This is a genomic window from Gallaecimonas zhanjiangensis, assembly GCF_057624825.1.
This window is the reverse complement of the sequence record NZ_CM172603.1, coordinates 2,881,763-2,906,456: the sequence shown is the minus strand read 5'-3', so window position 1 is coordinate 2,906,456 and position 24,694 is coordinate 2,881,763. Positions and strand designations below refer to the sequence as shown.

At 58.1% G+C, this 24,694-nt stretch carries 20 protein-coding genes and 2 tRNA genes; 18 read left to right on the top strand and 4 right to left on the bottom strand.

Features of this window, described 5'->3' with window-relative positions; translation table 11 throughout:
* On the top strand, window positions 1-1,575 hold the full coding sequence (locus AC22G1_RS13860; RefSeq protein WP_487313885.1) for a PHA/PHB synthase family protein: 1,575 nt from the start codon (window positions 1-3) through the stop codon (window positions 1,573-1,575).
* Between the two features lie 26 nt (window positions 1,576-1,601).
* On the opposite strand, the gene AC22G1_RS13855 is transcribed toward AC22G1_RS13860, so the two are convergent.
* Together AC22G1_RS13855 and AC22G1_RS13850 are read right to left on the bottom strand one after the other, a co-directional pair.
* Window positions 1,602-2,270 (bottom strand): YiaD family glycine zipper/OmpA-like lipoprotein, encoded by a 669-nt coding sequence (locus AC22G1_RS13855; RefSeq protein ID WP_487313884.1) that lies wholly within the window; start codon window positions 2,268-2,270, stop codon window positions 1,602-1,604.
* Window positions 2,271-2,353: 83 nt separating this feature from the next.
* Window positions 2,354-2,602, bottom strand: a complete 249-nt coding sequence (locus tag AC22G1_RS13850; protein ID WP_487313883.1) for a hypothetical protein — start codon at window positions 2,600-2,602, stop codon at window positions 2,354-2,356.
* Between the two features lie 178 nt (window positions 2,603-2,780).
* Between AC22G1_RS13850 and greA the strand changes: the two genes are divergently transcribed.
* Window positions 2,781-3,257, top strand: a complete 477-nt coding sequence (gene greA / locus AC22G1_RS13845) for a transcription elongation factor GreA (RefSeq protein WP_050658484.1) — start codon at window positions 2,781-2,783, stop codon at window positions 3,255-3,257.
* Window positions 3,258-3,299: 42 nt separating this feature from the next.
* Here greA and yhbY read toward each other — a convergent pair whose 3' ends face one another.
* Window positions 3,300-3,593 carry a ribosome assembly RNA-binding protein YhbY gene (gene yhbY / locus AC22G1_RS13840; RefSeq protein WP_050658485.1) on the bottom strand — a complete coding sequence of 98 codons (294 nt, stop codon included), beginning with the start codon at window positions 3,591-3,593 and terminating at the stop codon, window positions 3,300-3,302.
* 75 nt (window positions 3,594-3,668) lie between these two features.
* Here yhbY and rlmE point away from each other — a divergent pair, with 75 nt between their 5' ends.
* From rlmE to nlpI, 15 genes are all read left to right on the top strand, one after another.
* Window positions 3,669-4,298, top strand: coding sequence for a 23S rRNA (uridine(2552)-2'-O)-methyltransferase RlmE (gene rlmE, locus AC22G1_RS13835; protein ID WP_487313882.1), 630 nt, complete (start codon window positions 3,669-3,671; stop codon window positions 4,296-4,298).
* A 45-nt stretch (window positions 4,299-4,343) separates the two neighbouring features.
* Window positions 4,344-6,266 (top strand): ATP-dependent zinc metalloprotease FtsH, encoded by a 1,923-nt coding sequence (gene ftsH / locus AC22G1_RS13830; protein WP_487316726.1) that lies wholly within the window; start codon window positions 4,344-4,346, stop codon window positions 6,264-6,266.
* A 54-nt stretch (window positions 6,267-6,320) separates the two neighbouring features.
* The gene (folP, locus tag AC22G1_RS13825) at window positions 6,321-7,118 is read left to right on the top strand and encodes a dihydropteroate synthase (RefSeq protein WP_487313881.1); all 798 of its coding nucleotides are present in this window, start codon (window positions 6,321-6,323) and stop codon (window positions 7,116-7,118) included.
* 3 nt (window positions 7,119-7,121) lie between these two features.
* Window positions 7,122-8,462 carry a phosphoglucosamine mutase gene (gene glmM / locus AC22G1_RS13820; protein ID WP_487313880.1) on the top strand — a complete coding sequence of 447 codons (1,341 nt, stop codon included), beginning with the start codon at window positions 7,122-7,124 and terminating at the stop codon, window positions 8,460-8,462.
* Window positions 8,463-8,656: 194 nt separating this feature from the next.
* Window positions 8,657-8,989 carry a preprotein translocase subunit SecG gene (gene secG / locus AC22G1_RS13815; protein WP_050658490.1) on the top strand — a complete coding sequence of 111 codons (333 nt, stop codon included), beginning with the start codon at window positions 8,657-8,659 and terminating at the stop codon, window positions 8,987-8,989.
* Between the two features lie 13 nt (window positions 8,990-9,002).
* Window positions 9,003-9,089, top strand: a tRNA-Leu gene (locus AC22G1_RS13810).
* Window positions 9,090-9,148: 59 nt separating this feature from the next.
* Window positions 9,149-9,225, top strand: a tRNA-Met gene (locus AC22G1_RS13805).
* 218 nt (window positions 9,226-9,443) lie between these two features.
* Window positions 9,444-9,899, top strand: a complete 456-nt coding sequence (gene rimP, locus AC22G1_RS13800) for a ribosome maturation factor RimP (protein ID WP_123421643.1) — start codon at window positions 9,444-9,446, stop codon at window positions 9,897-9,899.
* 30 nt (window positions 9,900-9,929) lie between these two features.
* Window positions 9,930-11,441, top strand: a complete 1,512-nt coding sequence (nusA, locus tag AC22G1_RS13795; RefSeq protein WP_487313879.1) for a transcription termination factor NusA — start codon at window positions 9,930-9,932, stop codon at window positions 11,439-11,441.
* A 27-nt stretch (window positions 11,442-11,468) separates the two neighbouring features.
* Complete coding sequence (infB, locus tag AC22G1_RS13790) at window positions 11,469-14,132, top strand: translation initiation factor IF-2 (protein ID WP_487313878.1); 2,664 nt, start codon at window positions 11,469-11,471, stop codon at window positions 14,130-14,132.
* Between the two features lie 65 nt (window positions 14,133-14,197).
* Entirely contained in the window at window positions 14,198-14,599 is a 402-nt protein-coding gene (gene rbfA, locus AC22G1_RS13785) for a 30S ribosome-binding factor RbfA (RefSeq protein WP_487313877.1), read from the top strand.
* Window positions 14,596-15,528 (top strand): tRNA pseudouridine(55) synthase TruB, encoded by a 933-nt coding sequence (truB, locus tag AC22G1_RS13780; RefSeq protein WP_487313876.1) that lies wholly within the window; start codon window positions 14,596-14,598, stop codon window positions 15,526-15,528. The genes rbfA and truB overlap by 4 nt, the downstream gene beginning before the upstream one ends.
* A gap of 94 nt (window positions 15,529-15,622) precedes the next feature.
* Entirely contained in the window at window positions 15,623-15,892 is a 270-nt protein-coding gene (rpsO, locus tag AC22G1_RS13775) for a 30S ribosomal protein S15 (protein WP_050658528.1), read from the top strand.
* Between the two features lie 154 nt (window positions 15,893-16,046).
* Window positions 16,047-18,245 (top strand): polyribonucleotide nucleotidyltransferase, encoded by a 2,199-nt coding sequence (pnp, locus tag AC22G1_RS13770; RefSeq protein WP_487313875.1) that lies wholly within the window; start codon window positions 16,047-16,049, stop codon window positions 18,243-18,245.
* A 95-nt stretch (window positions 18,246-18,340) separates the two neighbouring features.
* Window positions 18,341-19,219: a protease adaptor lipoprotein NlpI gene (gene nlpI, locus AC22G1_RS13765; protein WP_487313874.1), complete on the top strand. Its 879-nt coding sequence runs from the start codon at window positions 18,341-18,343 to the stop codon at window positions 19,217-19,219.
* Here the strand turns inward: nlpI and AC22G1_RS13760 are convergent.
* Window positions 19,146-21,137 (bottom strand): putative bifunctional diguanylate cyclase/phosphodiesterase, encoded by a 1,992-nt coding sequence (locus AC22G1_RS13760; RefSeq protein WP_487313873.1) that lies wholly within the window; start codon window positions 21,135-21,137, stop codon window positions 19,146-19,148. The two genes, nlpI and AC22G1_RS13760, sit on opposite strands and share 74 nt — an antisense overlap.
* A gap of 223 nt (window positions 21,138-21,360) precedes the next feature.
* Here AC22G1_RS13760 and AC22G1_RS13755 point away from each other — a divergent pair, with 223 nt between their 5' ends.
* On the top strand, window positions 21,361-24,633 hold the full coding sequence (locus tag AC22G1_RS13755; RefSeq protein ID WP_487313872.1) for a S41 family peptidase: 3,273 nt from the start codon (window positions 21,361-21,363) through the stop codon (window positions 24,631-24,633).
* Window positions 24,634-24,694 lie beyond the last annotated feature (61 nt).

Here is a 24,694-nt window from a genome sequence, read left to right as displayed (position 1 = left end):
ATGCCCCATGACAACCCCTGGGAGGCCTGCTGGCCTCCCATGCTGGCCATGGGTGACCAACTGGTAACTGCCGCGGCCAACCAGCCCCAGGCTTTCTGGGCAGCGGGGGCCAACTGGTGGCAGGCGCAGAGTCGCCTCTGGCAAGACAACGTCGAAAAGATGCTCAGTGACGGTAAGCCTGAGGAGTACTGGCAATACTTCCAGCAAAGCCACAAGCTGATGAATGGTTATTGGCAGGAGAGCATCGACAACCTCGAACATGTGCCCAACAAGGACAAGAAGCAGCTGGCCTTTTGGGCGCGCCAAACCATGCAGATGCAAGACCCTGCCCATTACCTGCTTACTAACCCCAAGGTGCTTGCCAAGACCCTGGAAGAGGGCGGCGACAACTTGGTGCGGGGCCTGGGATCCTTGGTGGAGGATATGGACAACAGCCCCATCGGGCTCAATATTCCCCTGGGCAACACCAAGCTCTATGAGCTGGGTAAAGACTTGGCCACCACCCCTGGCCAAGTAGTAAGACAATCTCCCCTGTTTGAACTCATTCAGTATGCCCCCAGTACCGAGCAGGTACACAAGACGCCGGTGCTGGTGGTCCCCCCCTGCATCAACAAGTACTACGTGCTGGATTTAAAACCCGAAAACTCCTTTGTGCGCCACTTGGTAGACCAGGGCCACACGGTGTTTTTGATGTCCTGGGTCAACCCCACCGCCCAGCATGCCGACCTGGGCATGACTGAATACATGCAAGGGGTGATTGAGGCCATCAACTGGGTCAGGGAACTGACCGAAGAGAACCAAGTGCATGCCATGGGTTACTGCGTCGGCGGCACCTTGCTGGCCTTGGCGTCGGCCTGGCTTGCTGCCCGCGGCGCCAAACGTATTGCCAGCCTGACTCTGGTGACCACACTCTTGGACTTTGCCGAACCCGGCGAGCCGGGTTTGCTGCTGGTGCCGGCGCTGCTTAAGAGCGTGATGACGGTAACCGACCAGATTGGCTATATGGATGGCAGGCTGATGGCGACCGGCTTTTCACTGCTCCGCGAGCAGGAGCTTTACTGGCCGGCCTTTGTGAACCGCTACCTGCTGGGCCAGAAGCCACCGGCATTCGATATTCTGGTGTGGAATTCCGATGTTACCCATTTGCCAGCCACCTTTTTCAGGGAGTACATCGAAAACACCTACCTGGAAAATCGTCTCGCCGAGCCGGGAAGCTGGAAGCTCGACGGCTACAAGATGGATCTTCGCCGGGTCAACGTACCGGTTTATGTGCTGGCGGCAGACAAAGACCATATCGTTCCCCCCAAGAGCGCCTTTGCCTCGGCGCGGCTCTTTGGCGGTAACAAAAAGCGGCTGGTAACCTCCGGTGCCGGCCATGTGGCAGGGGTGGTCAACCCGCCAGCCAAAAATAAATATGGTTATAAGGTGGATGGTGAAGAGGATGCCAAGCCGGGCTCCTGGTGGCCGGATTGGTATCAGTGGCTGGACAAGCAATCCGACGCCATGGTGCCGGCAAGAGCGGTACCCGAAGGCATCACCCCGGCCCCCGGGCAGTATGTGAAAGTGAAGATATAAAAAAACGCCCCTCGGGGCGTTTTTTCTTAGTTATTGTCGACGATGGGGATGAGCTCAATCTCCACCCGGCGGTTTTTGGCGCGGCCCTCTGCTGTAGCGTTGCTGGCAATGGGTTTGGTCTGGCCGTAACCAACGGTGCTCAAGCGCTCGGGCATCACACCACGGCGCACCAAAAAGCTTTTCACCGAATCGGCACGGTTAACGGACAAGGTCTGGTTGTAGGCCGCAGAGCCGGTGCTATCGGTGTGACCGGAGATCTCCACCATGGTCTTGGGATACTTGTTAAGGGTGCTGGCCAGATCGGTCAGCACGCCTTGGAACTCGGGTTTGACGTCGGCGCGGTTAACATCAAAGGTGATGCCGTTGGGGATGGTCAGCAGCAGGTTGTCGCCATTGCGCTGCACATCAATGCCGGAGCCGGCGGTTTGCTGGCGAATTTCTTCTTCCTGTTTGTCCATGTAGTTACCGACAGCGGCGCCAGCCAAGGCGCCAACGGCTGCCCCAACTAGGGCGCGGTCACGGTGATGGCTGCCGGTCGCTTTACCAAGAATGGCACCAGCGATGGCACCAATGGCGGCACCTGTGCCGGTTTTATTGGTGCGCTGCTCACCGGTCTGGGAGTCAACTGTGGTACAGCCGGCCAGCATAATGGCACCGGCCAGGGCGGTAACGGCGATACGTTTGGAGTTGAACATGGAAGTGTCTCCGAATTTTTTTTGGATATTAACAAAGCTCGTTGGAGTCAGAACAGGTCTCAACGGCTAGGTTCATAATTAATTCAGTGACTTCGAATACTGATCGCCGGGTGGAGATCGATTTTGCCCTCATCGTCGACGGTGATGTAATGGCTGCCGTGCTCCAGCACCGCCAGGGGAGCCAGTTGCGCTGCCCTGACAAAGAGCAACCTGGCGCCCACTTTCATCAAGGCATACACAGCATCCAGCTGAAGCTCTCCCAATATTTCGAAGTTTTGCCGGAGATCTTTGGGGTCGTTCCGGCGTTCAGCTGGTGGCAGCGTTGCGCTCATCTCATATGCTCCATTAGCCCAATCTAAAACAGTGTAGATGCTTCTGGACGCTAGATCTGGCGCTTGGGTGAGGGTTTTGGCTAGAATGCGGGAAAAGTATGACGGAACCGGCATAACCCAATGGGTTTTGTCGGTCTTCTATTGTTTGTTTCTAGCCACTTTATTAATTGGAGACGCCATGACGCCGATCCCCATGACCCAAGCGGGCGCCGACCAGCTGCGGGAAGAACTCAAGCACCTTAAAAGCGTGCGTCGTCCGCAGATCATTGAAGCCATTGCGACGGCCAGGGAACTGGGCGACCTCAAGGAAAACGCGGAGTATCACGCTGCCCGTGAGCAGCAGAGCTTCTGTGAAGGTCGCATTCAAGAAATCGAAGGCAAACTGAGCAATGCTCAGATCATTGACGTCACCAAGATGACCAACAACGGCCGGGTTATTTTCGGTGCCACTGTGACGGTGCTGAATCTTGATACCGACGATGAAGTGACTTACCGCATCGTCGGTGACGACGAAGCCAACATCAAATTGAACCTGATTTCGGTGAGCTCACCCATTGCCAGAGCGCTGGTGGGTAAGCAATTGGACGACGTGGTTACGGTACAGACCCCGTCCGGTGCCAAAGAGTTTGAAATTACCCAGGTCGATTACGTCTGATAAAAAAGGCCGCGTTGGCGGCCTTTTTCTTTGCATTGAAACTTAGCGGGGCAGGCGGATCACCGGCTCTTTGGCCGGGCGGTACAGCACCAGCATGTGGCCGATCATCTGAACCTTGGCAGCAGACAGCTGCTGGCTGATGGTTTCAAAGATGGCAACTTTCAGTTCACGTTCTTTGGTTGGCACCTTCACTTTAATCAGTTCGTGATGCTCAAGCGCCTGGTCGATTTCGGCCAGCACGCCTTCGGTCAGACCATTGCTGCCAAGCAGTACAACTGGCTTGAGGGGATGCGCCAGCGCTTTGAGGTGTTGCCGTTGTTTCGGCGTGAGTTCCATGTAAATGACCCTTGTGGGTTGAAAACCGTAATTTTATCGCCATTTATAGTCCAAGATAAACGTCAAGAGACCTTCATGCCCAAGAAGAAGCGTTCCGCCAGCTCTAGTCGCTGGTTAAAAGAGCATTTTGATGACCCTTATGTCCTGGCGGCCCAAAAGCGCGGACTGAGGTCCAGGGCGGTGTTCAAGCTTGAAGAAATTCAGCAGCGCGACAAATTGATCCGCCCCGGCATGACGGTGGTGGACTTGGGCGCCGCTCCTGGTGGCTGGTCGCAATATGCCAGTGAACTGGTGGGCGAGCAGGGTGAAGTGATTGCCTGCGACATTCTGCCCATGGACCCTTTGCCGGGAGTTGCCTTTTTGCAGGGCGATTTTCGTGAAGAAGCGGTGCTTAACGCCCTTTTGGAACGTATCGGTGGCCAGAAAGTCAGTGTGGTACTGTCCGACATGGCGCCGAACATGAGCGGAACCAAAGGCGTTGACCAGCCCCGGGCCATGTATTTGGTGGAACTGGCATTGGATATGTGCCGTCAGGTCATGGCACCTGGCGGGAGCTTCGTGGTCAAAGTCTTTATGGGTGAAGGCTTCGAGGATTACATGAAGTCGGTAAGAGCCGCTTTTACAACGGTCAAGACCCGAAAACCGGACTCATCCCGATCACGGTCATCGGAAGTATACATTGTGGCGACCGGGTACAAGTTATAGTACCCTGCCGTTTAGCGCGCCCCACAGCCTCAAGAGGTGCTTAAGTTGAGCGACATGGCTAAAAATCTGATTCTCTGGTTGGTTATCGCTGTTGTGTTGATGGCGGTATTCCAAAGCTTCAACGGTTCGGACTCGAGCCGCAGCAGTAATGTAAGTTATACCCAGTTCGTTGACTGGACCGAAAAGGGCCAGATCAAGGACGTCCGGGTTGATAACAAGACCAGCGTGATCACCGGTACTAAAACCAGTGGTGAGCACTTTGAGACCGTTATCCCTGGCGGGTACGACAAGGACCTCATCAACGACCTGCGAGCCCACGGTGTCCAGGCTTATGCAACCAAGCCTGAATCCCCCAGCCTGCTGACCAGCATCCTCATCAACTGGTTCCCGATGCTGCTGCTTATCGGTGTGTGGATCTTCTTCATGCGCCAGATGCAAGGCGGTGGCGGCAAAGGCGCCATGTCCTTCGGTAAATCCAAGGCAAGACTGCTGTCGGAAGATCAGGTGAAAACCACCTTCGCTGATGTAGCCGGTGTGGAAGAAGCCAAGGAAGAAGTGTCCGAGCTGGTGGATTACCTGCGCGACCCTTCCAAGTTCCAGAAACTGGGCGGCAAAATTCCCAAGGGCGTGCTGATGGTAGGCCCTCCCGGTACCGGTAAAACCCTGCTGGCCAAAGCCATTGCCGGTGAAGCCAAGGTACCTTTCTTTACCATCTCCGGCTCCGACTTCGTTGAAATGTTCGTGGGTGTGGGTGCGTCCCGTGTCCGTGACATGTTCGACCAAGCCAAAAAAGCCGCCCCCTGCATCATCTTTATCGACGAAATTGATGCTGTTGGTCGCCAACGTGGCGCCGGCCTTGGCGGTGGTCATGACGAGCGCGAGCAGACCCTTAACCAGATGCTGGTTGAGATGGACGGCTTTGAAGGTAACGAAGGCATTATCGTTATCGCCGCCACCAACAGGCCTGATGTGCTTGACCCGGCCCTGCTGCGCCCCGGCCGTTTCGACCGCCAGGTGGTGGTAGGCCTGCCGGACGTTCGTGGCCGCGAGCAAATCCTCAAAGTGCACATGCGCAAAGTGCCGGTGGCCGACGATGTCGAGCCAGCGCTGATCGCCCGTGGCACCCCCGGTTTCTCAGGTGCAGATCTCGCTAACCTGGTTAACGAAGCGGCGCTGTTTGCTGCCCGTACCAGCAAACGCCTGGTCGGCATGGAAGAGTTCGAAAAAGCCAAAGACAAAATCATGATGGGCGCCGAACGTCGCTCCATGGTGATGACCGAGAAAGAAAAGGAAATGACCGCTTATCACGAAGCGGGCCATGCCATCGTCGGTCGTCTGGTACCCGAGCACGACCCGGTATACAAGGTGTCCATCATCCCCCGTGGCCGCGCCTTGGGTGTGACCATGTACCTGCCGGAACGTGACCGGGTCAGCCACTCCAAGCAGCAGCTTGAGAGCATGATCTCCAGCCTCTTTGGTGGCCGTCTGGCCGAGGAAATCATCTACGGTTCTGAAATGGTGACTACCGGTGCCTCCAACGACATCGAACGCGCCACCGACATCGCCCGTAAAATGGTGACTCAGTGGGGCCTTTCCGAGAAGTTGGGGCCGCTGCTGTACGCCGACGACGACGGTGAAGTGTTCCTGGGCCGCAGCGCGGCCAAGAGCAAGCACATGTCTGACGACACCGCTCGCGCCATAGACGAAGAGATCAAGCACGTTATCGACCGTAACTATCAGCGTTCCAAGAAGATCTTGGAAGAGAACATGGACATCCTTCACACCATGAAGGACGCGCTGATGAAGTACGAGACCATCGACGCCAAACAGATCGACGATCTGATGAACCGTCGCGAGGTCCGGGCCCCTGCCGACTGGCAACCGCCCAAGTCCGATAACACGCCGCCGCCGGAAGGAACGGCTGATAAGCCAATCCGACCAACCGGTGGTGAGGCCCCCGCCAACTGATGCCAAAACCCCGAGCTTGCTCGGGGTTTTCTTTTATCGTGCTAAGGAATAAACATGGTTCAGCCTGAAGTAATGGGCATTCTCAACGTCACCCCCGATTCCTTCTCGGACGGCGGCCGCCACAACGATTTTGACGGCGCCCTGCGCCACGCCGAGCAGCTGATAAAGGAAGGCGCCGCCTGGCTGGATATCGGCGGCGAATCTACCCGCCCTGGCGCCGCTGAGGTGCCCGAGCAAGAAGAAGTCGACCGGGTGGTGCCGGTGGTTGAAGCCATCAAGGCACGTTTTGACGTGAAGGTCTCCATCGATACCTCCAAAGCCGTGGTGATGCGTGAAAGCATCCGCTTTGGCGCCGATATGATTAACGACATTCGCGCCCTGCTCGAACCCGGTGCGCTGGCGGCGGTGGCTGCTTCCAAGGTGCAAGTCTGCTTGATGCACATGCAGGGCCAGCCCCGCACCATGCAGCAGGCGCCCCAGTACCAAGATTTGATGGCCGAGGTGAGCACCTTTCTGGCCGAGCGCGTTGCCGATTGTGAGGCGGCAGGGATTGCCCGTGAGCGCCTGTGGCTCGACCCTGGCTTTGGTTTTGGCAAATCCCTTGGCGATAACTACGTGATGCTCAAAAGGCTGCGAGAGTTTGAAAGCCTGGGGCTGCCACTGCTGGTGGGTATGTCGCGAAAGTCCATGATAGGTCATCTCTTGGGCCGGGACCTTGGCGAGCGGCTGGCAGGCTCCATCGCCTGCGCCTTGATTGCGGTTCAGCAGGGGGCTGGTATTATTCGCGTCCATGATGTCCAGGAAACCTGTGATGCAATACGGGTCTGGCAAGCGACTGAGCAGGGAGTCTAAGGCGTGAGCGAACGTAAGTATTTTGGCACCGACGGTATCCGTGGCCTAGTGGGTGAGCACCCCATTACCCCCGAATTTGCCCTGAAACTGGGCTATGCGGCCGGTAAGGTGTTGTCCCGTCAGGGCACCCATAAGATTTTGATTGGTAAAGACACCCGTATCTCAGGCTACATGCTCGAGTCGGCTTTGGAAGCCGGTTTGTCGGCGGCCGGTATCAATATCGAGCTGATGGGCCCTATGCCCACCCCGGCAGTGGCTTACCTGACTCGTACCTTCAGGGCCGAAGCCGGTATCGTGATCTCCGCGTCCCACAACCCCTATCACGACAACGGCATCAAGTTCTTCTCCACCGACGGTGAAAAACTGCCTGACGAAATCGAGCTGGCCATCGAGGCCGAGTTGGATAAACCCATGGCCGGTATCAACTCCGAGCATTTGGGCAAGGCCCGCCGCCTGGACGACGCCGCTGGCCGTTACATCGAATTCTGTAAATCCAGTTTCCCGTCGCAGCTGTCGCTAAAAGGGCTGCGTATGGTGGTCGATTGCGCCAATGGTGCCACCTACCACATTGCCCCTGAGGTGTTTCGTGAGCTGGGCGCCGATGTGGTTACCATCGGTACCAACCCGGACGGCTTTAACATCAATGCCGGTTTCGGTGCCACCGACACCAAGGCCCTGGCGGCCAAGGTCAAGGAAGTGCGGGCCGACTTCGGGATAGCCCTGGACGGTGACGGCGACCGCCTGATGATGGTGGACCATAACGGCAAGTTGGTGGATGGCGACCAGCTTATCTTTATCCTGGCCAGCTTCTGGCAAAGCCAAGGGCTGCTGAGCGGCGGCGTTGTCGGTACTTTGATGTCCAACTTCGGTATGGAAGTGGCCTTCAAGGAAATGGGCGTTGCCTTCGAGCGGGCCAAGGTGGGTGACCGCTACGTGCTTGAAAAACTCAAGGCCAATGGCTGGAACCTGGGCGGCGAGTCGTCAGGGCACATTATCAGCCTTAACCACACCACCACCGGTGACGGTATCATTGCCGCGCTTCAGGTGCTGCACGCCCTGGTGGTCACAGGCAAGCCCCTGGCCGAGCTGGCGGCGCAGATGCCCAAGTATCCGCAAAAGCTTATCAACGTGCGTTACCAGAAGGGCCAGGACCCGGTTACCCACACCGATGTAGAGCAGGCGGTGGCTGATGCCGAAGCGGAACTGGCCAATACCGGCCGGGTTTTGCTGCGAAAATCCGGTACCGAGCCGGTGGTACGGGTGATGGTGGAAGGGGCCGAATCTGGCCAAGTTGACCGTTTGGCCCGCGCGATCGCCGACGTTGTAACCAGGGTTGCCCAATAAAACAGCACTCGGTTGTCTTTTTTGAAAATCAGCTTGCGGGGGGGCGAGGGCTTCGTTAATATCTGCCCCGCTTTCGAGGTGAAGGGCGCTAAGCGCTGGCAAGTCATCTCGAAGCCGCTTGACAGTGGTTGTTAATTTGCGACAATCACGGCGCGGCGGGGACCACTCCCTGCCAGAGACAGGAAACTGCTGATATGTATGAAGTTCTGTTAGTGGTCTACCTGCTCGTGGCGCTGGCACTTATCGGTCTGGTAATGATCCAGCAAGGTAAAGGTGCCGATATGGGAGCGTCTTTCGGAGCAGGTGCCTCGAATACCGTATTTGGTGCCGGTGGTTCAGGAAACTTTCTGACCCGGGCTACCGCGATAGCTGCAACGCTGTTTTTCGTTCTGAGCCTGGTGCTCGGTAACATGACAGCCCACCAGGCCAAGCCAGACGATAAATGGCAGAACCTGGAAAAACCGGCCGCTGAGCAACAAAAGCAAGAGCAGCCGTCATCAGAAAAGCCGGACGTACCGACCAACTGATGTAAGTGAATTTGCCGAGATGGTGGAATTGGTAGACACGCTATCTTGAGGGGGTAGTGCCTTAATTGGCGTGCGGGTTCAAGTCCCGCTCTCGGCACCAACCAAGGCTCTTTGGCTTGATAAAATCCTTCAAGTCCAGTAAGATGCCGACCTGTTTGTCGCGGGATGGAGCAGCCTGGTAGCTCGTCGGGCTCATAACCCGAAGGTCGTCGGTTCAAATCCGGCTCCCGCAACCAAACAGTTAATCAGAGGCGCTGCCTTTGATTAGCCGGCCCCATGCGGGGTCTGTCAACTAAGGTTGAAGAAAGCCCCGCATCGTTCGGGGCTTTTTGCTATCTAAAGTCCACGGCAGGCCGCTTTATCGCCTCGCGGTGGGGGTATCGACTATGCTTTCGCGCGTAGTCGGCTGTGATACTGGGCGTTAGCCCTTTTTTTGTTTTTGGAGGGATTGCCCTTGGCAAGACTGGAACAGCAATTGACAGAGATGTTGACGCCCGCCGTCGAAGCCCTTGGCTTTGAACTGCTAGGCGTTGAAATGGCCCGCGCTGGCCGCAGTGCCACACTGCGGATCTATATCGACAGCCCCAATGGGGTGACGGTGGATAATTGTGCCGAGGTCAGCCACCAGGTCAGTTCTGTGCTGGATGTCGAGGATCCCATTCAGAGCGAATACTTCCTTGAAGTGTCCTCTCCCGGCCTGGACAGGCCGCTGTTTGTGCCTGAGCACTTTCAAAAAGTGGTAGGCTCGGACATCGAAATCAAACTGGTTGTGCCGGTGGCGGGTCGTCGCCGCTTTAAAGGCAAGCTGGTTGCCATTGAAGGTGACATGATCCAGTTGGCATACGAAGGCAAGGAAGACCGCTTCGCTTTCAGCAATATCGATAAAGCCAACCTGGTTCCACAGTTTTGAATAACGGCAAAGGTGTAACGAGGCATCCTGATGAATAAAGAGATCCTGCTGGTTGTCGACGCTGTCTCTAACGAGAAGGCCGTACCGCGCGAGAAGATTTTTCAAGCGCTGGAGGCAGCCCTGGCGACCGCCACCAAGAAAAAGCATGACAAGGAAATCGACGTCCGCGTCGCCATTGACCGCAAAACCGGTGACTTCGACACCTATCGCCGTTGGCTGATTGTTGAAGACAGTGACGACGTCCTGGAGCACCCGCTCAAAGAAGTGACGCTGTCCGCCGCCCGCGCCATGGAAGAAAACGACGAACTGCAAGCCGGTGAATTCATCGAAGAGCAGATCGACTCCATCACCTTTGACCGCATCACCACCCAGACCGCCAAGCAGGTCATTCTGCAGAAGGTCCGTGAAGCCGAGCGCGCCCAGGTGGTTGAGCTGTTTGCCGACAACGTCGGTGAACTGGTGACGGGTACCGTTAAAAAGGCTAGCCGCGACATGGTTATCCTCGACCTTGGCAACAACGCCGAGGCCGTGCTGTACCGCGACGAAATGCTGCCCCGCGAATCTTTCCGCCCCGGCGATCGGGTTCGCGCCCTGCTGTTTGCGGTCAAGCCCGAGGCCCGTGGTGCCCAGCTGTTCCTGAGCCGCGCCAAGCCGCAGATGCTCATCGAACTGTTCCGCATTGAAGTGCCGGAAATTGGCGAAGAGCTGATTGAAGTCAAGGGCGCTGCCCGTGACCCTGGCAGCCGCGCCAAGATCGCCGTTAAAACCAACGATCGCCGCATCGACCCTATCGGCGCCTGCGTCGGTATGCGCGGTGCCCGCGTTCAGGCTGTTTCCGGTGAACTGGAAGGCGAGCGCGTCGATATCGTGCTGTGGGACGACAACCCGGCTCAATTCGTTATCAACGCCATGGCGCCGGCCGACGTGGCCTCCATCATCGTTGATGAAGATGCCAACGCCATGGACATCGCCGTGGAAGAGAGCAATCTCGCCCAGGCCATCGGCCGTGGCGGCCAGAACGTGCGTCTGGCCAGCCAGCTGACCGGCTGGGAACTGAACGTCATGACCGTGGCGGACATGAAAGCCAAGCACCAGGCCGAGAACGACAAACTGCTGCAGCAGTTCATCGATAAGCTGGAAATCGACGAAGATTTCGCGGCGCTGTTGGTGGAAGAAGGTTTCTCGACCCTTGAAGAAATTGCTTATGTCCCCACTTCCGAGTTCCTCGAGATCGATGGTCTCGACGAGGACTTGGTAGAAGAATTGCGTAATCGCGCCAAGGCAGCCCTGACTACCGCTGCACTGGCCAACGAAGAAAGCCTCGAAGGCGCCGAGCCGGCTGAGGACCTTTTGAATCTGGAAGGGATGGACCGCCACCTGGCCTTTAAACTGGCAGGCAAAGGCGTTCGTACCCTGGAAGACCTGGCTGAACAAGGCGTTGACGATTTGGCCGACATCGAAGAGCTGGATGAAACCAAAGCAGGCGAGCTGATCATGGCCGCCCGCAACATCTGCTGGTTCGGTGACAACGCCGAGGCCTAAAACGGGATCAACGGAGGAAAGATTTAGATGGCAGAAGTTACAGTTGAAAAACTTGCCAATGATGTAGGTACGCCGGTTGATCGCCTGATCCAACAGTTTGCTGAGGTCGGCATCAAAAAGGCCGCTTCAGACGAGGTCAGCGAAGACGAAAAGCAGACCTTGCTGTCTCACCTCAAAGAGCAGCATGGCGGCAATGCAGGTGCCCCTGACAAGTTGACCCTGACCCGTAAGACCAAAAGCACCCTGTCTGTCGGTGGTGCTGGTGGCCGTACCAAAGAGGTACAGGTGGAAGTGCGTAAGAAGCGCACTTTCGTAAAACGCGATCCGGCTGAAGAGCAGGCGCGCCAGGAAGCCGAAGCGGCTGCTGAGAAAGCCCGCCTGGAAGCCGAAGAAAAGGCTCGCCAGGAAGCGGCTGCTCGCGCTGCTGCTGAAGCTGAAGCCAAGGCCAAGCGCGAAGCGGAAGACAAAGCCCGCAAAGAAGCTCAGGCCAAAGCCGTTGCCGGTAACCAGCCTAAAGCTGCCGGCACTGCCAAAAAGGACGATGCTGAAGTGCAACGCCTGAAAGCCGAAGCTGACGCCCTCAAGCGTAAGCAGGAAGAAGAGGCCCTGAAAAAGGCCGAAGCCGACGCTGTGCGCCTGGAAGAAGAAGCCCGCCGCCTGGCCGAGGAAAGCGAAAAGCGCCTGGCTGAGGAAGCCAAGAACAAGCCTGCCGAAGACGAAGACGATAAGTCTACCTACGTCAAAGAAGCAGAAGTGGAAGCCGAGCGCGAGTCCGAAGGTCGCCGCCGTGGTGCTGCCAAGGCCAAAGGCCAAAGCAAACGCAACAGCGATAAGCGTGAGCGTGATGCTGACCGCCGCAGCTCCCGCCTGCCCAAGAAGGGCAAGGGCCGTACCCCGGCTTCCATGCAGCATGGCTTTAACAAGCCTGTTCAGCCGGTAACCCGCGACGTACAGATCGGTGAAACCATCACTGTTGGCGAACTGGCCAGCAAGATGGCGGTAAAAGCGACCGAAGTCATCAAAGCGATGATGAAAATGGGCGCCATGGCCACCATCAACCAGGTGATCGATCAAGAAACCGCGCAACTGGTGGCCGAAGAAATGGGCCACAAGGTTGTACTGCGCAAAGAAAACGAACTGGAAGAAGCGGTACTGCTGGACCGTGACACCGAAGCCCAGGCTCTGCCTCGCGCGCCGGTGGTGACCATCATGGGTCACGTCGACCACGGTAAAACCTCACTGCTGGATTACATCCGTAAGGCCAAGATCGCCGCAGGCGAGGCCGGTGGTATTACCCAGCACATCGGTGCTTACCACGTCGAGCACGAGAAAGGCATGATCACCTTCCTCGACACCCCTGGTCACGCCGCCTTTACCGCCATGCGTGCCCGTGGTGCCAAAGCCACCGACATCGTGGTACTGGTTGTTGCCGCCGACGACGGCGTCATGCCGCAAACCAAGGAAGCCATCCAGCACGCCAAGGCGGCCGGTGTTCCCTTGATTGTTGCCGTCAACAAGATGGACAAGCCCGAGGCCGACCCGGACCGCGTTAAGAGCGAACTGGCTCAGAACGACGTGCTGACCGAAGACTGGGGCGGTGAAGTGCAGTTCGTACCTGTCTCCGCCAAAACCGGTGAGGGTGTGGATAACCTGCTGGACGCCATCCTGCTGCAGTCTGAAGTACTGGAGCTGACCGCCATCAAAGACGGTATGGCCACCGGTGTGGTAGTGGAATCGCGCCTGGATAAAGGCCGTGGCCCCGTGGCCACCGTGCTGGTGCAGTCCGGTACCCTCAAGCAGGGCGACATCGTACTGTGCGGTCTGGAATACGGCCGTGTCCGCGCCATGCGTGATGAAGTGGGCGCCGAAATCAAAGAAGCCGGTCCTTCCATTCCGGTTGAGATCCTGGGTCTGTCTGGCGTGCCGGCAGCCGGTGACGAAGCCACCGTTGTGCGTGACGAGAAGAAAGCCCGTGAGGTGGCGCTCTATCGTCAAGGCAAGTTCCGTGATGTCAAGCTGGCTCGCCAGCAGAAGGCCAAGCTTGAGAACATGTTTGCCAACATGGCCGAAGGCGAAGTCTCCGAGCTGAACGTGGTACTCAAAGCCGACGTACAGGGCTCTGTGGAAGCCATCATCGACTCCTTGCTGAAACTCAGCACCGACGAAGTGAAGGTCAAAGTGGTGGGCTCCGGCGTAGGTGGTATCACCGAGACCGACGCCACCCTGGCTGCCGCTTCCAACGCTATCCTGCTTGGCTTTAACGTCCGTGCCGACGCTTCTGCCCGCAAGGTAGTTGAGACCGAGAACCTGGATCTTCGCTACTACAGCGTGATCTACGAACTGCTTGAAGAAGTGAAGCAAGCCATGACCGGCATGCTGGCACCGGAATTCAGGCAGGAGATCATCGGTCTGGCCGAAGTGCGCGACGTGTTCAAGTCGCCCAAGTTCGGCGCCGTGGCCGGCTGTATGGTCACTGAAGGTGTGGTCAAGCGCTCTGCGCCTATCCGCGTGCTGCGTGAAAACGTGGTTATCTACGAAGGCGAGCTGGAATCTCTGCGCCGCTTCAAAGACGACGTGGCCGAGGTTAAGAACGGCTACGAGTGTGGTATCGGCGTTAAGAACTACAATGATGTTCGCGTCGGTGACCAAATTGAGGTCTTTGAAACCGTTGAGGTTGCACGGACTCTCTAAGGAAACAACAACCATAAGGACGGGGGCCAAGCGCCCCCGTCCTTGTCTTTAAAAAGGCAAATCATATGGCAAGTCAAGTCAGTCGTACCCGCCGTGTCGGCCAAGAGCTGCAACGGGAAATCGCGATGATTCTGCAGCGCGAAGTCAAAGATCCCCGCGTTGGCATGGTCACCGTGTCCGGGGTGGATGTCAGCCGCGACCTCTCTCACGCCAAGGTGTTCATCACCCTGTTTGAACAGGATGAAGAGAAGGTCAAGGAAACCCTTAAGGGTCTGCAAGAAGCCAAACCTTATATCCGCAGCCTAGTGGGCGGCCGCCTGCGCCTGCGTATCGTGCCGGAGCTGAAATTCGTCCACGATACCTCCCTGATTGAAGGGATGCGGATCTCCAACGCCGTCAGCCAAGCCATCGCAAAAGACGAGGCCAAGAAAGTGCAAAGCGGTCGCGAGGACGAGGACAAGGAATGAGCAAGCGTCGGTCCAAGGGCCGTCCGCTGGACGGTGTCCTGCTGCTGGACAAACCCCAGGGCCTGAGTTCCAACGACGCCCTGCAGAAAGTCAAACGCATCTTCTTTGCCCAGAAGGCCGGCCACACCGGCGCTCTGGACCCCTTGGCCACCGGCATGCTGCCGATCTGCTTTGGGGAAGCCACCAAGTTCTCGCAGTTCTTGCTGGACTCGGATAAAGGCTACCGGGTCATCGCCAAGCTGGGGGTGCGCACCGATACCTCCGATGCCGATGGCGAAGTGGTGTCAGAGCGGCCCGTGGATGTGGTGATGGGCGACCTCTTGGAAGCCCTGGATAAATTCCGCGGCCCCATCATGCAGGTGCCCAGCATGTACTCGGCCCTCAAATACCAGGGCAAACCCTTGTACAAATACGCCCGCGAAGGCATCGAAGTACCCCGCGAAGCGCGCCCCATCACCGTTTACAAGCTGACCCTGGTGCGCTTTGAAGGCGACGAAGTGGAGCTGGACGTGGAGTGCTCCAAAGGCACCTATATCCGCACCATAGTGGACGACCTCGGCGAAGTGCTGGGCTGCGGCGCCCACGTGGTGATGCTGCGCCGCACCAAGGTGTCCGACTACCCCATGGAGCGGGTGGTGACCTTGGAGCGCCTGGAAGCGCTGCTGGAAAAGGCCAGGGCCGACGAAGTGAGCCCCGGCGACTACCTCGACAGCTTCTTGTTGCCCATGGACAGCGCCGTGCAGGACATGCCAGCGGTTGAGGTGAAAGAGGCCAGCGCCTATTACCTCAAGCAAGGCCAGGCCGTGCAGGTACCCGGTGCGCCCAGCGAAGGGCTGGTGCGGTTGCTGGAAGAGGGCACCTTTATCGGCGTCGGAATTATCGACGACGACGGCAAGGTTGCCCCCAAACGTATGGTGGTTGCGCACTGACCCTTGGCAGCCATCCGGCCCTGGGGTAGAATGCGCAGCCTCGTGCATGGCTGAATTAGTGATCGGCCATGCTTTTATCAATCAGGAGTACATCATGTCACTAAGCGTTGAAGCAAAAGCTCAAATCGTTGCTGAACACAGCCGCGGCCAAAACGACACCGGTTCCCCGGAAGTTCAAGTTGCCCTGCTGACTGCCCAGATCAACCATCTGCAAGGTCACTTCTCCCAGCACAAGAAAGACCACCACAGCCGTCGTGGTCTGCTGCGCATGGTTTCCCAGCGCCGCAAACTGCTGGACTACCTGAAGAAGAAAGACGTTCAGCGTTATGCCGATCTGATCGGCAAGCTGGGTCTGCGTCGTTAATTCGACTTTGACCTTGCAAGGAAAAGGGGGCTTCGGCCCCCTTTTTTTTGTTCTAAAGCCGGGTGGCTACCTCTTGCCGAATAGCTGCTATATACTTGGCGCGCAAAGTAAGCGACCAAAAAAATCAAGGATCGGCTGATCCTAAGGACAATCTGTGAAACCAATTATCAAGACCTTCCAGTACGGTCAGCACACCGTTACTCTGGAAACTGGCGCCGTGGCGCGTCAAGCCACCGCTGCCGTTATCGCCAGCATGGACGACACCGTAGTTCTGGTGAGCGTTGTCGGTAAAAAAGAAGCCGACCAATCCAAAGATTTCTTCCCGCTGACCGTGAACTACCAGGAGCGCACCTACGCAGCCGGTAAGATCCCCGGCGGTTTCTTCAAGCGTGAAGGCCGTCCCAGCGAAGGCGAAACCCTGACTGCTCGCCTCATCGACCGTCCTATCCGCCCCCTGTTTCCCAACGGTTTCAAGAATGAAGTCCAGGTTGTGGCGACTGTTGTCTCCGTCAACCCGCAAGTCAGCCCTGATCTGGTTGCCATGATCGGCACCTCCGCCGCCCTGGCCATCTCCGGTATTCCGTTTGCCGGCCCCATCGGCGCCGCTCGCGTCGGTTACATCAACGACCACCTGGTGCTGAACCCCACCACCGCCGAACTGGCCTCCTCCAAGCTGGACTTGGTCGTTGCCGGTACCGAAGGTGCGGTACTGATGGTGGAATCCGAAGCCGAACTGCTGGCTGAAGAAGTGATGCTGGACGCCGTGATGTTCGGTCACCAACAGATGCAGACCGTGATCACCGCCATCAACGAACTGGCTGCCGAAGTGAACACCCCCAAATGGGAGTGGACTGCCCCTGCCGAAAACACCGAGCTTAAAGACAAAATCAAAGCCGCTGTCTGGGAAAAACTGGGCGACGCCTACCGCATCCAGGACAAAATGGAGCGTTACGCTGCCATCGGCGCCATCAAGTCTGCCCTGATGGAAAGCCTGCTGGCCGACGACGCCGAGCTGAACACCAAAGAAGCCGGCGATCTGTTCTCCAAAGTCGAGAAGACCCTGGTCCGTGGCCGTGTGCTGGCTGGCGAGCCCCGTATCGATGGCCGCGACCCGCAGATGATCCGTGCCCTGGACGTGGCCACCGGCGTACTGCCCCGCACTCACGGCTCCGCCATCTTCACCCGTGGCGAAACCCAGGCTCTGGTAGTGGCTACCCTCGGTACCACCCGTGACGCCCAGATCCTCGACGAGCTGACTGGTGAGCGCACTGACAACTTCCTGTTCCATTACAACTTCCCTCCCTACTGCGTAGGTGAGACCGGTATGATGGGCAGCCCTAAGCGCCGTGAAATCGGCCACGGCCGTCTGGCCAAGCGCGGCGTACTGGCAGTGATGCCTTCTGCCGAGCAGTTCCCCTACACCGTGCGTGTGGTTTCCGAGATCACCGAATCCAACGGTTCTTCTTCCATGGCCTCTGTCTGTGGTTCCTCTCTGGCGCTGATGGACGCCGGTGTACCGATCAAGTCCTCCGTGGCCGGTATCGCCATGGGCCTGGTGAAAGAAGAAGAGAACTTTGTGGTGCTGTCCGACATCCTGGGTGACGAAGATCACCTGGGCGACATGGACTTCAAGGTGGCCGGTTCTCGCGAGGGTGTTACCGCCCTGCAGATGGACATCAAGATCGAAGGCATCACCAAGGAAATCATGCAAGTGGCCCTGAAACAGGCCCACGATGCCCGTATCCACATCCTGGGTGTGATGGACCAGGCCATCAACGGCCCGCGTGAAGACATCTCTGCCTACGCGCCCCGTATCCACACCATGAAGATCAACCCCGAGAAGATCCGTGATGTGATCGGTAAAGGCGGCAGCGTCATTCGCGCCCTGACCGAAGAAACCGGCACCACCATCGAGATCGAAGACGACGGCACCGTGAAAATCGCCGCCGTCAGCGGTGAGCAGGCTCAGGCCGCTATCCGCCGTATCGAAGACTTGACCGCCGAAGTGGAAGTGGGCCGCGTTTACGACGGTAAAGTCACCAAGATCGTTGATTTCGGTGCTTTCGTTGCCATTCTGCCCGGTAAAGAAGGCCTGGTGCACATCAGCCAGATCGCCGAAGAGCGTATCGAAAACGTGGCTGACCACCTGAAAGTAGGCCAGGAAGTGAAGGTCAAGTGTCTGGAAGTGGACCGTCAAGGCCGTGTACGCCTGTCCATCAAAGAAGCGCTGCCCAAGCCCGAGCAAGCCGAAGCCCCCGCTGAAGCTGCTCAGCCGGCCCCTGCTGCCGACGTAGCCGAGCCGGTTGCTGAAGTGGAAGCCGAAGCCCAGGCCGACGCCAACAAAACCGAATAAGACCTAGGTCTTATTTTGGAAAAAGGGGAGCTTTGGCTCCCCTTTTGTTTGGGCTTCTGGCAGGATGTAGCCATTGCAGAGAAGAGACACGGATTATGCGAAAGACACTGGCCGTCCTGATCCCACTGATGTTGGCAGGCTGTGCCTCCTTGCCTTCGACCTCCCAGCAAGACAGCAAACTTATCCTCGCCGAGCCCCTGGCCACTTCTTTTCAGTCTGAAGTGGAGCTGGCCCGTCTTGAAGAGATCCTGAACCGTGCCGACCTGAACAACGAGCAGCGTGCCCAGGTGTTATACCGTCGTGGCGTGGTATACGACTCGGTGGGGCTCAAGGCCCTGGCCCGGCGCGATTTTAACCGCGCCATCCAGCTCAAGCCGGACATGGCCGATGCCTACAACTTTATCGGTATCCAGGCCATTTCTGCCGAAGAGTACGAGCAGGCTTATGAAGCGCTGGATGCGGCCATCGATTTGGACCCAAAGCACGAGTACGCCTTTCTTAACCGCGGCATTGCCCTGTATTACGGCGACCGGCCAGAGCTGGCCACCCAGGATTTGGAAACCTTCCTGAACCTGCAGCCCAACGACCCGTACCGGGTGCTGTGGCTGTACTTGGCTGAAGAAGCGACCAACCCGGCCGAGGCTAAAACCCGGCTGGCCTATAACGCCACCAAGCTCCATGGCGATGTGTGGGCCAACCAACTGGTGGCGCTCTATGAGGGCAAGATCAGTGAAGCGGCCTTTATCGATGGCCTTAAAGACAACGTCGACTCCAACCGCACCCTGGCCGAGCGCCTCTGTGAAGCCTACTTTTACCTGGGCAAACTGCACCAGCAGAAGGGTGAGGTAGGCGCGGCCATCAACTTCTTTAAGCTGGCGCTTACTACCAATGTGCAGGACTTTATCGAGTTCCGTTATGCACGCCTTGAGCTGAAGCGGATGCGCCGTGACTTAACGCTGCAAAAGGCCGGTTAAGCTCCAACTGCTCTACCGGCTGCGGTTTGGCCAGGAAAAAACCTTGCAGGTAATGAATACCGAGGGTCCTGGCCAGCAGCATTTGCTCTTCATACTCAATCCCTTCTGCCACCACCTTCAATGACAAGGCCTTGGCCAGTTCCACCAAGGCCTGGACCAGGGCCATATCCCGAGGCGACTCGTGGATCCGCGCCATAAAGCTCTTGTCTATTTTCAGGCAATCAAGTGGCAACTGCTGCAGGTGCGACAGCGACGAATAACCGGTGCCAAAATCGTCAAGCGCGATGCGCACCCCCATGTCCCGCAGTTTTTGGATATTGGCGATACTGACTTGCCAGTCTTCCATCAGCGCGGTTTCGGTGATCTCCAGCTGCAAGATGGACGGTTCCAGGCCGCATTTTTGCAGGCGCTCGCAAACCTTGTCGGCAAAGCTCGGCTGGTGTAACTGATTGTGGGAGACGTTAACCGAGACCACCAGCGGCGTACCGGCATCTTGCCAGCGCTTGGCCTGGGTCAGGGCTTCTTCCAACACCCAAAGCCCCAGCGGCAGAATAAGCCCGGTTTCTTCGGCCAGTGGAATAAACACATCAGGGCTGCCGTAAGGCCAGCGCAGCAGGGCCTCGGCCGACACTATCTTACCGGTATGGGTGTTGTAGATAGGTTGGTAGACCAGGGTGAAATCCTTTTGCTCAAGGCTTTTGCGAAGCTGCTCTTCCATGCTGAGCTTGAGGCGCATGTTGTCGTAGATGCATTGATCGAAAAAGAGGTAGCGAGAGCGGCCCAGATTTTTTGCCTGGTACATGGCCACGTCTGCCCGCTGGATAAGCTCTTCACCGTTGTCGGCGTCCTGGGGGTGGCGGGCAATACCAATGCTCACCGACAGATAGAGGACGTTACCGGCCACGTGAAAGGGCCGGGAGAAGCCGTCGGTGAGGCGGTCGGCAATGGCCTTGATACTCTCTTCACTGCCCTGATTGACCAGAATGACAAACTCGTCGCCGCCGTAGCGGGCCAGGAAACTGCACTCGCCCCCCAGCTCTTTGAGGCGCTGGGCGGTTTTCTTTAAAAGCTCATCACCGATGCTGTGGCCAAGGCCGTCGTTAACCTTCTTGAACCCATCCAAGTCCAAAAACATCAGCGAGAACTGAGCGTCGGTTTCCAGCTGCCGGTAAAGGGCCTCTAAAAAGCTGAAGCGGTTGGGTAGGCTGGTCAGTTGGTCTTCACTGGCGCGCCGGGCCAGTTCGGTCTCAAAGCGTTTTAGTTCGTTGCGGTCGGCGGCCAGCTGGTTACGCATGTCCAACAGGCTTTTGGTGAGCTGGTCCAGCTCGTCCTGGCTGCGCTTGAAGTAGAGGGTAGGGGCGACCTCCAGGTTATCCAGGCGCAGGCCTTGAGCGAACTGGGAAAGACGCAGCAGCCGGCGGGTTACCACCTTTTGCACCAGCCACAGCAGCAAGCCAGAGAGGATCAGGGTATACAGGCTCAAGGTCCAAAAGGCGCTGCGTACCTTGTCCCAGGCGTGCTTGCTGATAACGTCTTTGTCAAAGCTCACCGAGAGCTGACCTAGATGACTGCCGTTATCCGCCACTATGGGGTATTGAAAATCGATGCTGTTGACCGGCTTTACCCCCACGGTCAGGGCAATGTCACCACTGACATCGGCGTAGGCGGCAAAAGGTTGCTGAATAAGGCTTTGCAGGTTAAGGCGGGTGCGGTCAGGGTCGAAGTTCCAAATGGCGGCTGCCAAGGTGGGAAGATAGCCCTGGACTATCTGGGTGCTGGTTGCTGCAACACCGTTCTCGGCCTCTTTCTTGTCCATGAAATACTGAACCGGGATCAGCATCACCATCATCAGGAAGCTCAGGCTCAAGGTAGACAGCATCAAACGTCTGCTGAGCTTGGCTTTTTGGTGTTTGATCATGGCAAACCTAGTAGGCATGACTGCTCGTTTATTTACAGTGATGCCTTTTTAGGCGAAGGTCAACAAAGCCTTAACATTATTTGCTGAAGTACCGAGGCCGGTCATCCGGCGGAGATCACTCGCACTTTACCTTGGTGGCTGTTTTATCTGAGTATCAGCGAGAGTAGCTTGAACTGAGCTACGTTGACGGCGGCACCCCATCCTAAAAATAAGAGAACGCGCTATGAAACTTCGTTACAGCTTTCTTTGCTGTCTGGCTGCTCTGGGTATGAGCGGCCAGGCACTGGCCAACAGCGGCCACAGCGGTTACTACCGCCAGCCCGACTTACGTGGCGACACCCTGGTTTTCACATCTGAAGGGGATATCTGGGTGGATGAACTGGGCAGCGGCAGCGCCCATCGCCTGACCAGTAAACCGGCCGAGGAGTCGGGCGCGGTTTTGTCCCAAGACGGCAAGAGCCTGGCCTTCGTGGCCAATTATGAAGGTGCCCCCGAGGCCTATGTGATGCCGGTTGCCGGCGGCCTGCCCAAACGGGTGACCTTCGAGCAAAGCCATGTGCGGCTGCAAGGCTGGACAGCTAACGGCAAGCTGCTCTACGCCACCGACAACGCCTTTGGCCCTTCCAGCACCTGGGTGCTCAAGGAGGTGGACCCTGCCAGCCTCAAGGTTACGGCGCTGCCGCTGGCCAATGCCATCCAAGGCAGCCTGGACGAGCAAGGCCAGTACCTCTATTTTGCCCGCTTCGGCCTGCAGGTTACCGGTGACCACGCCAAGGTTTACCGGGGCGGCGCCAAGGGTGAGCTGTGGCGTTTCAAGCTGGGCAGCAACGACGAGGCCCAACTGCTGAGCGCCAAAGACGCCGGCTCCGAGCGCGACCCCATGTATTATCAGGGCCGCCTCTATTATGTCTCCGACAAAGACGGCAACCCCAACCTGTGGTCCATGGCCAGCGATGGCAGCGACACTCGCCAGCTCACCCACTACCGCGACTGGCCGGTCAAGGATGCACGGCTTTCAGAGGGCCGCATTGTCTTTCAACTGGGCGCCGATGTGATGCTGCTGGATCTCGCCAAGGGCGAGGCGCAAAAGCTCGATATCACCCTCAATACCGACGAGCCCTATCGCCAGCCCCGCTGGCTTAAAGACCCGCTCAAATACGCCACCGACGCCGAGCTTAATGCCAAGGGCAACAAGGTGGTGCTGACCGCCCGGGGCCGGGTTGCCATTGCCGGCACCGATGGCTCCAGGCTGGTGGATATCGCCGTGCCGGCCCAAAGCCGGGTGCGCAGCGCGCTTTTGAGTAAAGACGGCAAATGGGTCTATGCCATTTGCGATGCCAGCGGCGAGCAGGAGATCTGGCGCTTTGCCGCCGACGGCAGCAACGATGCCAAGCAGCTTACCCAGGGCGGCCACAGCCTGCGCTGGAGCCTGAGCCTCTCGCCCGATGGCCGCTACTTGGCCAACGACGACAACGACGGCAACCTCTACTTGCTTGACCTTAATAGCGGCAGCAACAACAAGATCCTGGGTAATGGCCCCGGCCTTGGCCCCTTTGGCGATCTTGCCTGGTCGGCCGACAGCCGCTACCTGGCCATCGGCGCCGCCCTTGTGGGCCATGAGCGCAGCCAGGTATTGCTGTTTGACACCGCTACCGCCAAGCAGCAGTTTTTGACCAGCAGCAAGTACGAGTCTTTCTCGCCGGCCTTCAGCCCTGACGGCAAGTGGCTGTATTTCCTTTCTAACCGCAGCTTTAACGCCACTCCCGGCTCGCCCTGGGGCGATCGCAACATGGGGCCGATGTTCGACAAACGCACCGACATCTTTGCCCTGGCCCTGGACCCTAAAGCGGTGTTCCCCTTCCAAAAGCCCAGCGAGCTGCTGGCCGCCGCTGAGAAGGCCGATGACGGCAAAGCCGGCATCGAGTGGGGCTCTATTGCCGCCCGCCTGTGGCAGGTGCCGGTGGCCGCCGGTAACTACAGCGTGCTCAGCGTGAGCCAAGACCGCCTCTATGTGGAAGACAGTCCGGCCGGGCAGGGCGCGGCCAGCCTCAAAACCCTGGCCTTTGACCGGCTCTCGCCCAAGCTGGAAACCTTTGCCGGGGATATTGCCCAGTACGGGCTGTCTGATGACGGCAAGCAGCTTTTTGTGCGCAAGCAAAGCCAGCCAGAACAGATGTTTATCGTGCCGGCCGGTGCCAAGATGCCAGGCGATCTCGCCAACCAGCGGGTCCAGGGCGAGCAGTGGCAGCTTGCCATCAACCCCGGCGACGAGTGGCTGCAGATGTTCCGCGACGCCTGGCTGATGCACCGCGACTCCTTCTTTGATCCGGCCCTTCGCGGCCAGGACTGGAACGCCATCAAGGCCCGCTTCGAGCCGCTGGTCGCAAGGGTCTCCGACCGTCAGGAACTGGCCGATCTTTTGGGCCAGATGACCGGCCAGCTCAGCGCCTTGCACTCCCAGGTCAGGGGCGGGGACTTCCCGCAAAACCCCGATGCCGCTAGCGCCGCGAGCCTTGGTGCCGAGCTGCTGCAAAGTGATGCCGGGGTGCGCATCAGCCACATTCTTGAGACCGACCCCGAGCTACCCGAGCAGGCCAGCCCACTGGCGCGCCCCGGCGTGGACGCCCGCGATGGCGACATTATCAAGGCCATCAATGGCCGCAAGGTCAGTACCTTGAGTGATGTCAGCCTGCTGCTGCGTAACCAGGCCGGCAAACAGGTACTGCTGACCCTCACCCGGGGTAGCGCTCGCCATGACACCATCGTCTACCCGGTTGACTTGCAGGCCAACAGCCAGCTTCGCTACCAAAACTGGGTTGAGCACAACCGCAGCGCCGTGGCCAAGGCCAGCGGCGGCAAGATTGGCTACCTGCATCTCTATGCCATGGGTAGCGGCGACATCGAGAGCTTTGCCCGGGAGTTCTTTGCCAACTACGGCAAAGACGGGCTCATCATCGACGTGCGCCGCAACCGTGGTGGCAACATCGATTCTTGGGTGATCAACAAGCTGCTGCAACGGGCCTGGATGTTCTGGCAGCCCAAGCACGGCGATGCCAACACCAACATGCAACAGGCCTTCAGGGGCCATCTGGTGGTGTTGACCGACCAAATCACCTATTCCGATGGCGAGACCTTCAGCGCTGGCATCAAGGCCCTGGGCCTGGCGCCGCTGATTGGCATGCGCACCGCTGGGGCCGGGGTGTGGCTGACTGGCCGCAATGCGCTCTCCGATGGCGGCATGGCGAGGGTGGCTGAGTTTCCGCAGTTTGAGCTGGACGGCCACTGGATAGTGGAAGGCCAGGGGGTCTCTCCCGACATCGAGGTAGACAACCTGCCCCACGCCACCTTCGAGGGTAAGGATGCCCAGCTCGACAAGGCCATCAGCTACCTCGAAGCCGAGCTGAAAAAAGCCCCCATCAAGCCCCTTAGGGCCGAAGACATCAGCAAGCTGCCAAGGGCGGCGGATGTCACCCAAGAGTTTAACGAGCACCGTTAACCTAGCCAAAGGCGCCGCAAGGCGCCTTTTTTACGGCTTCTTTACGGCCCCGGCCCCAGCC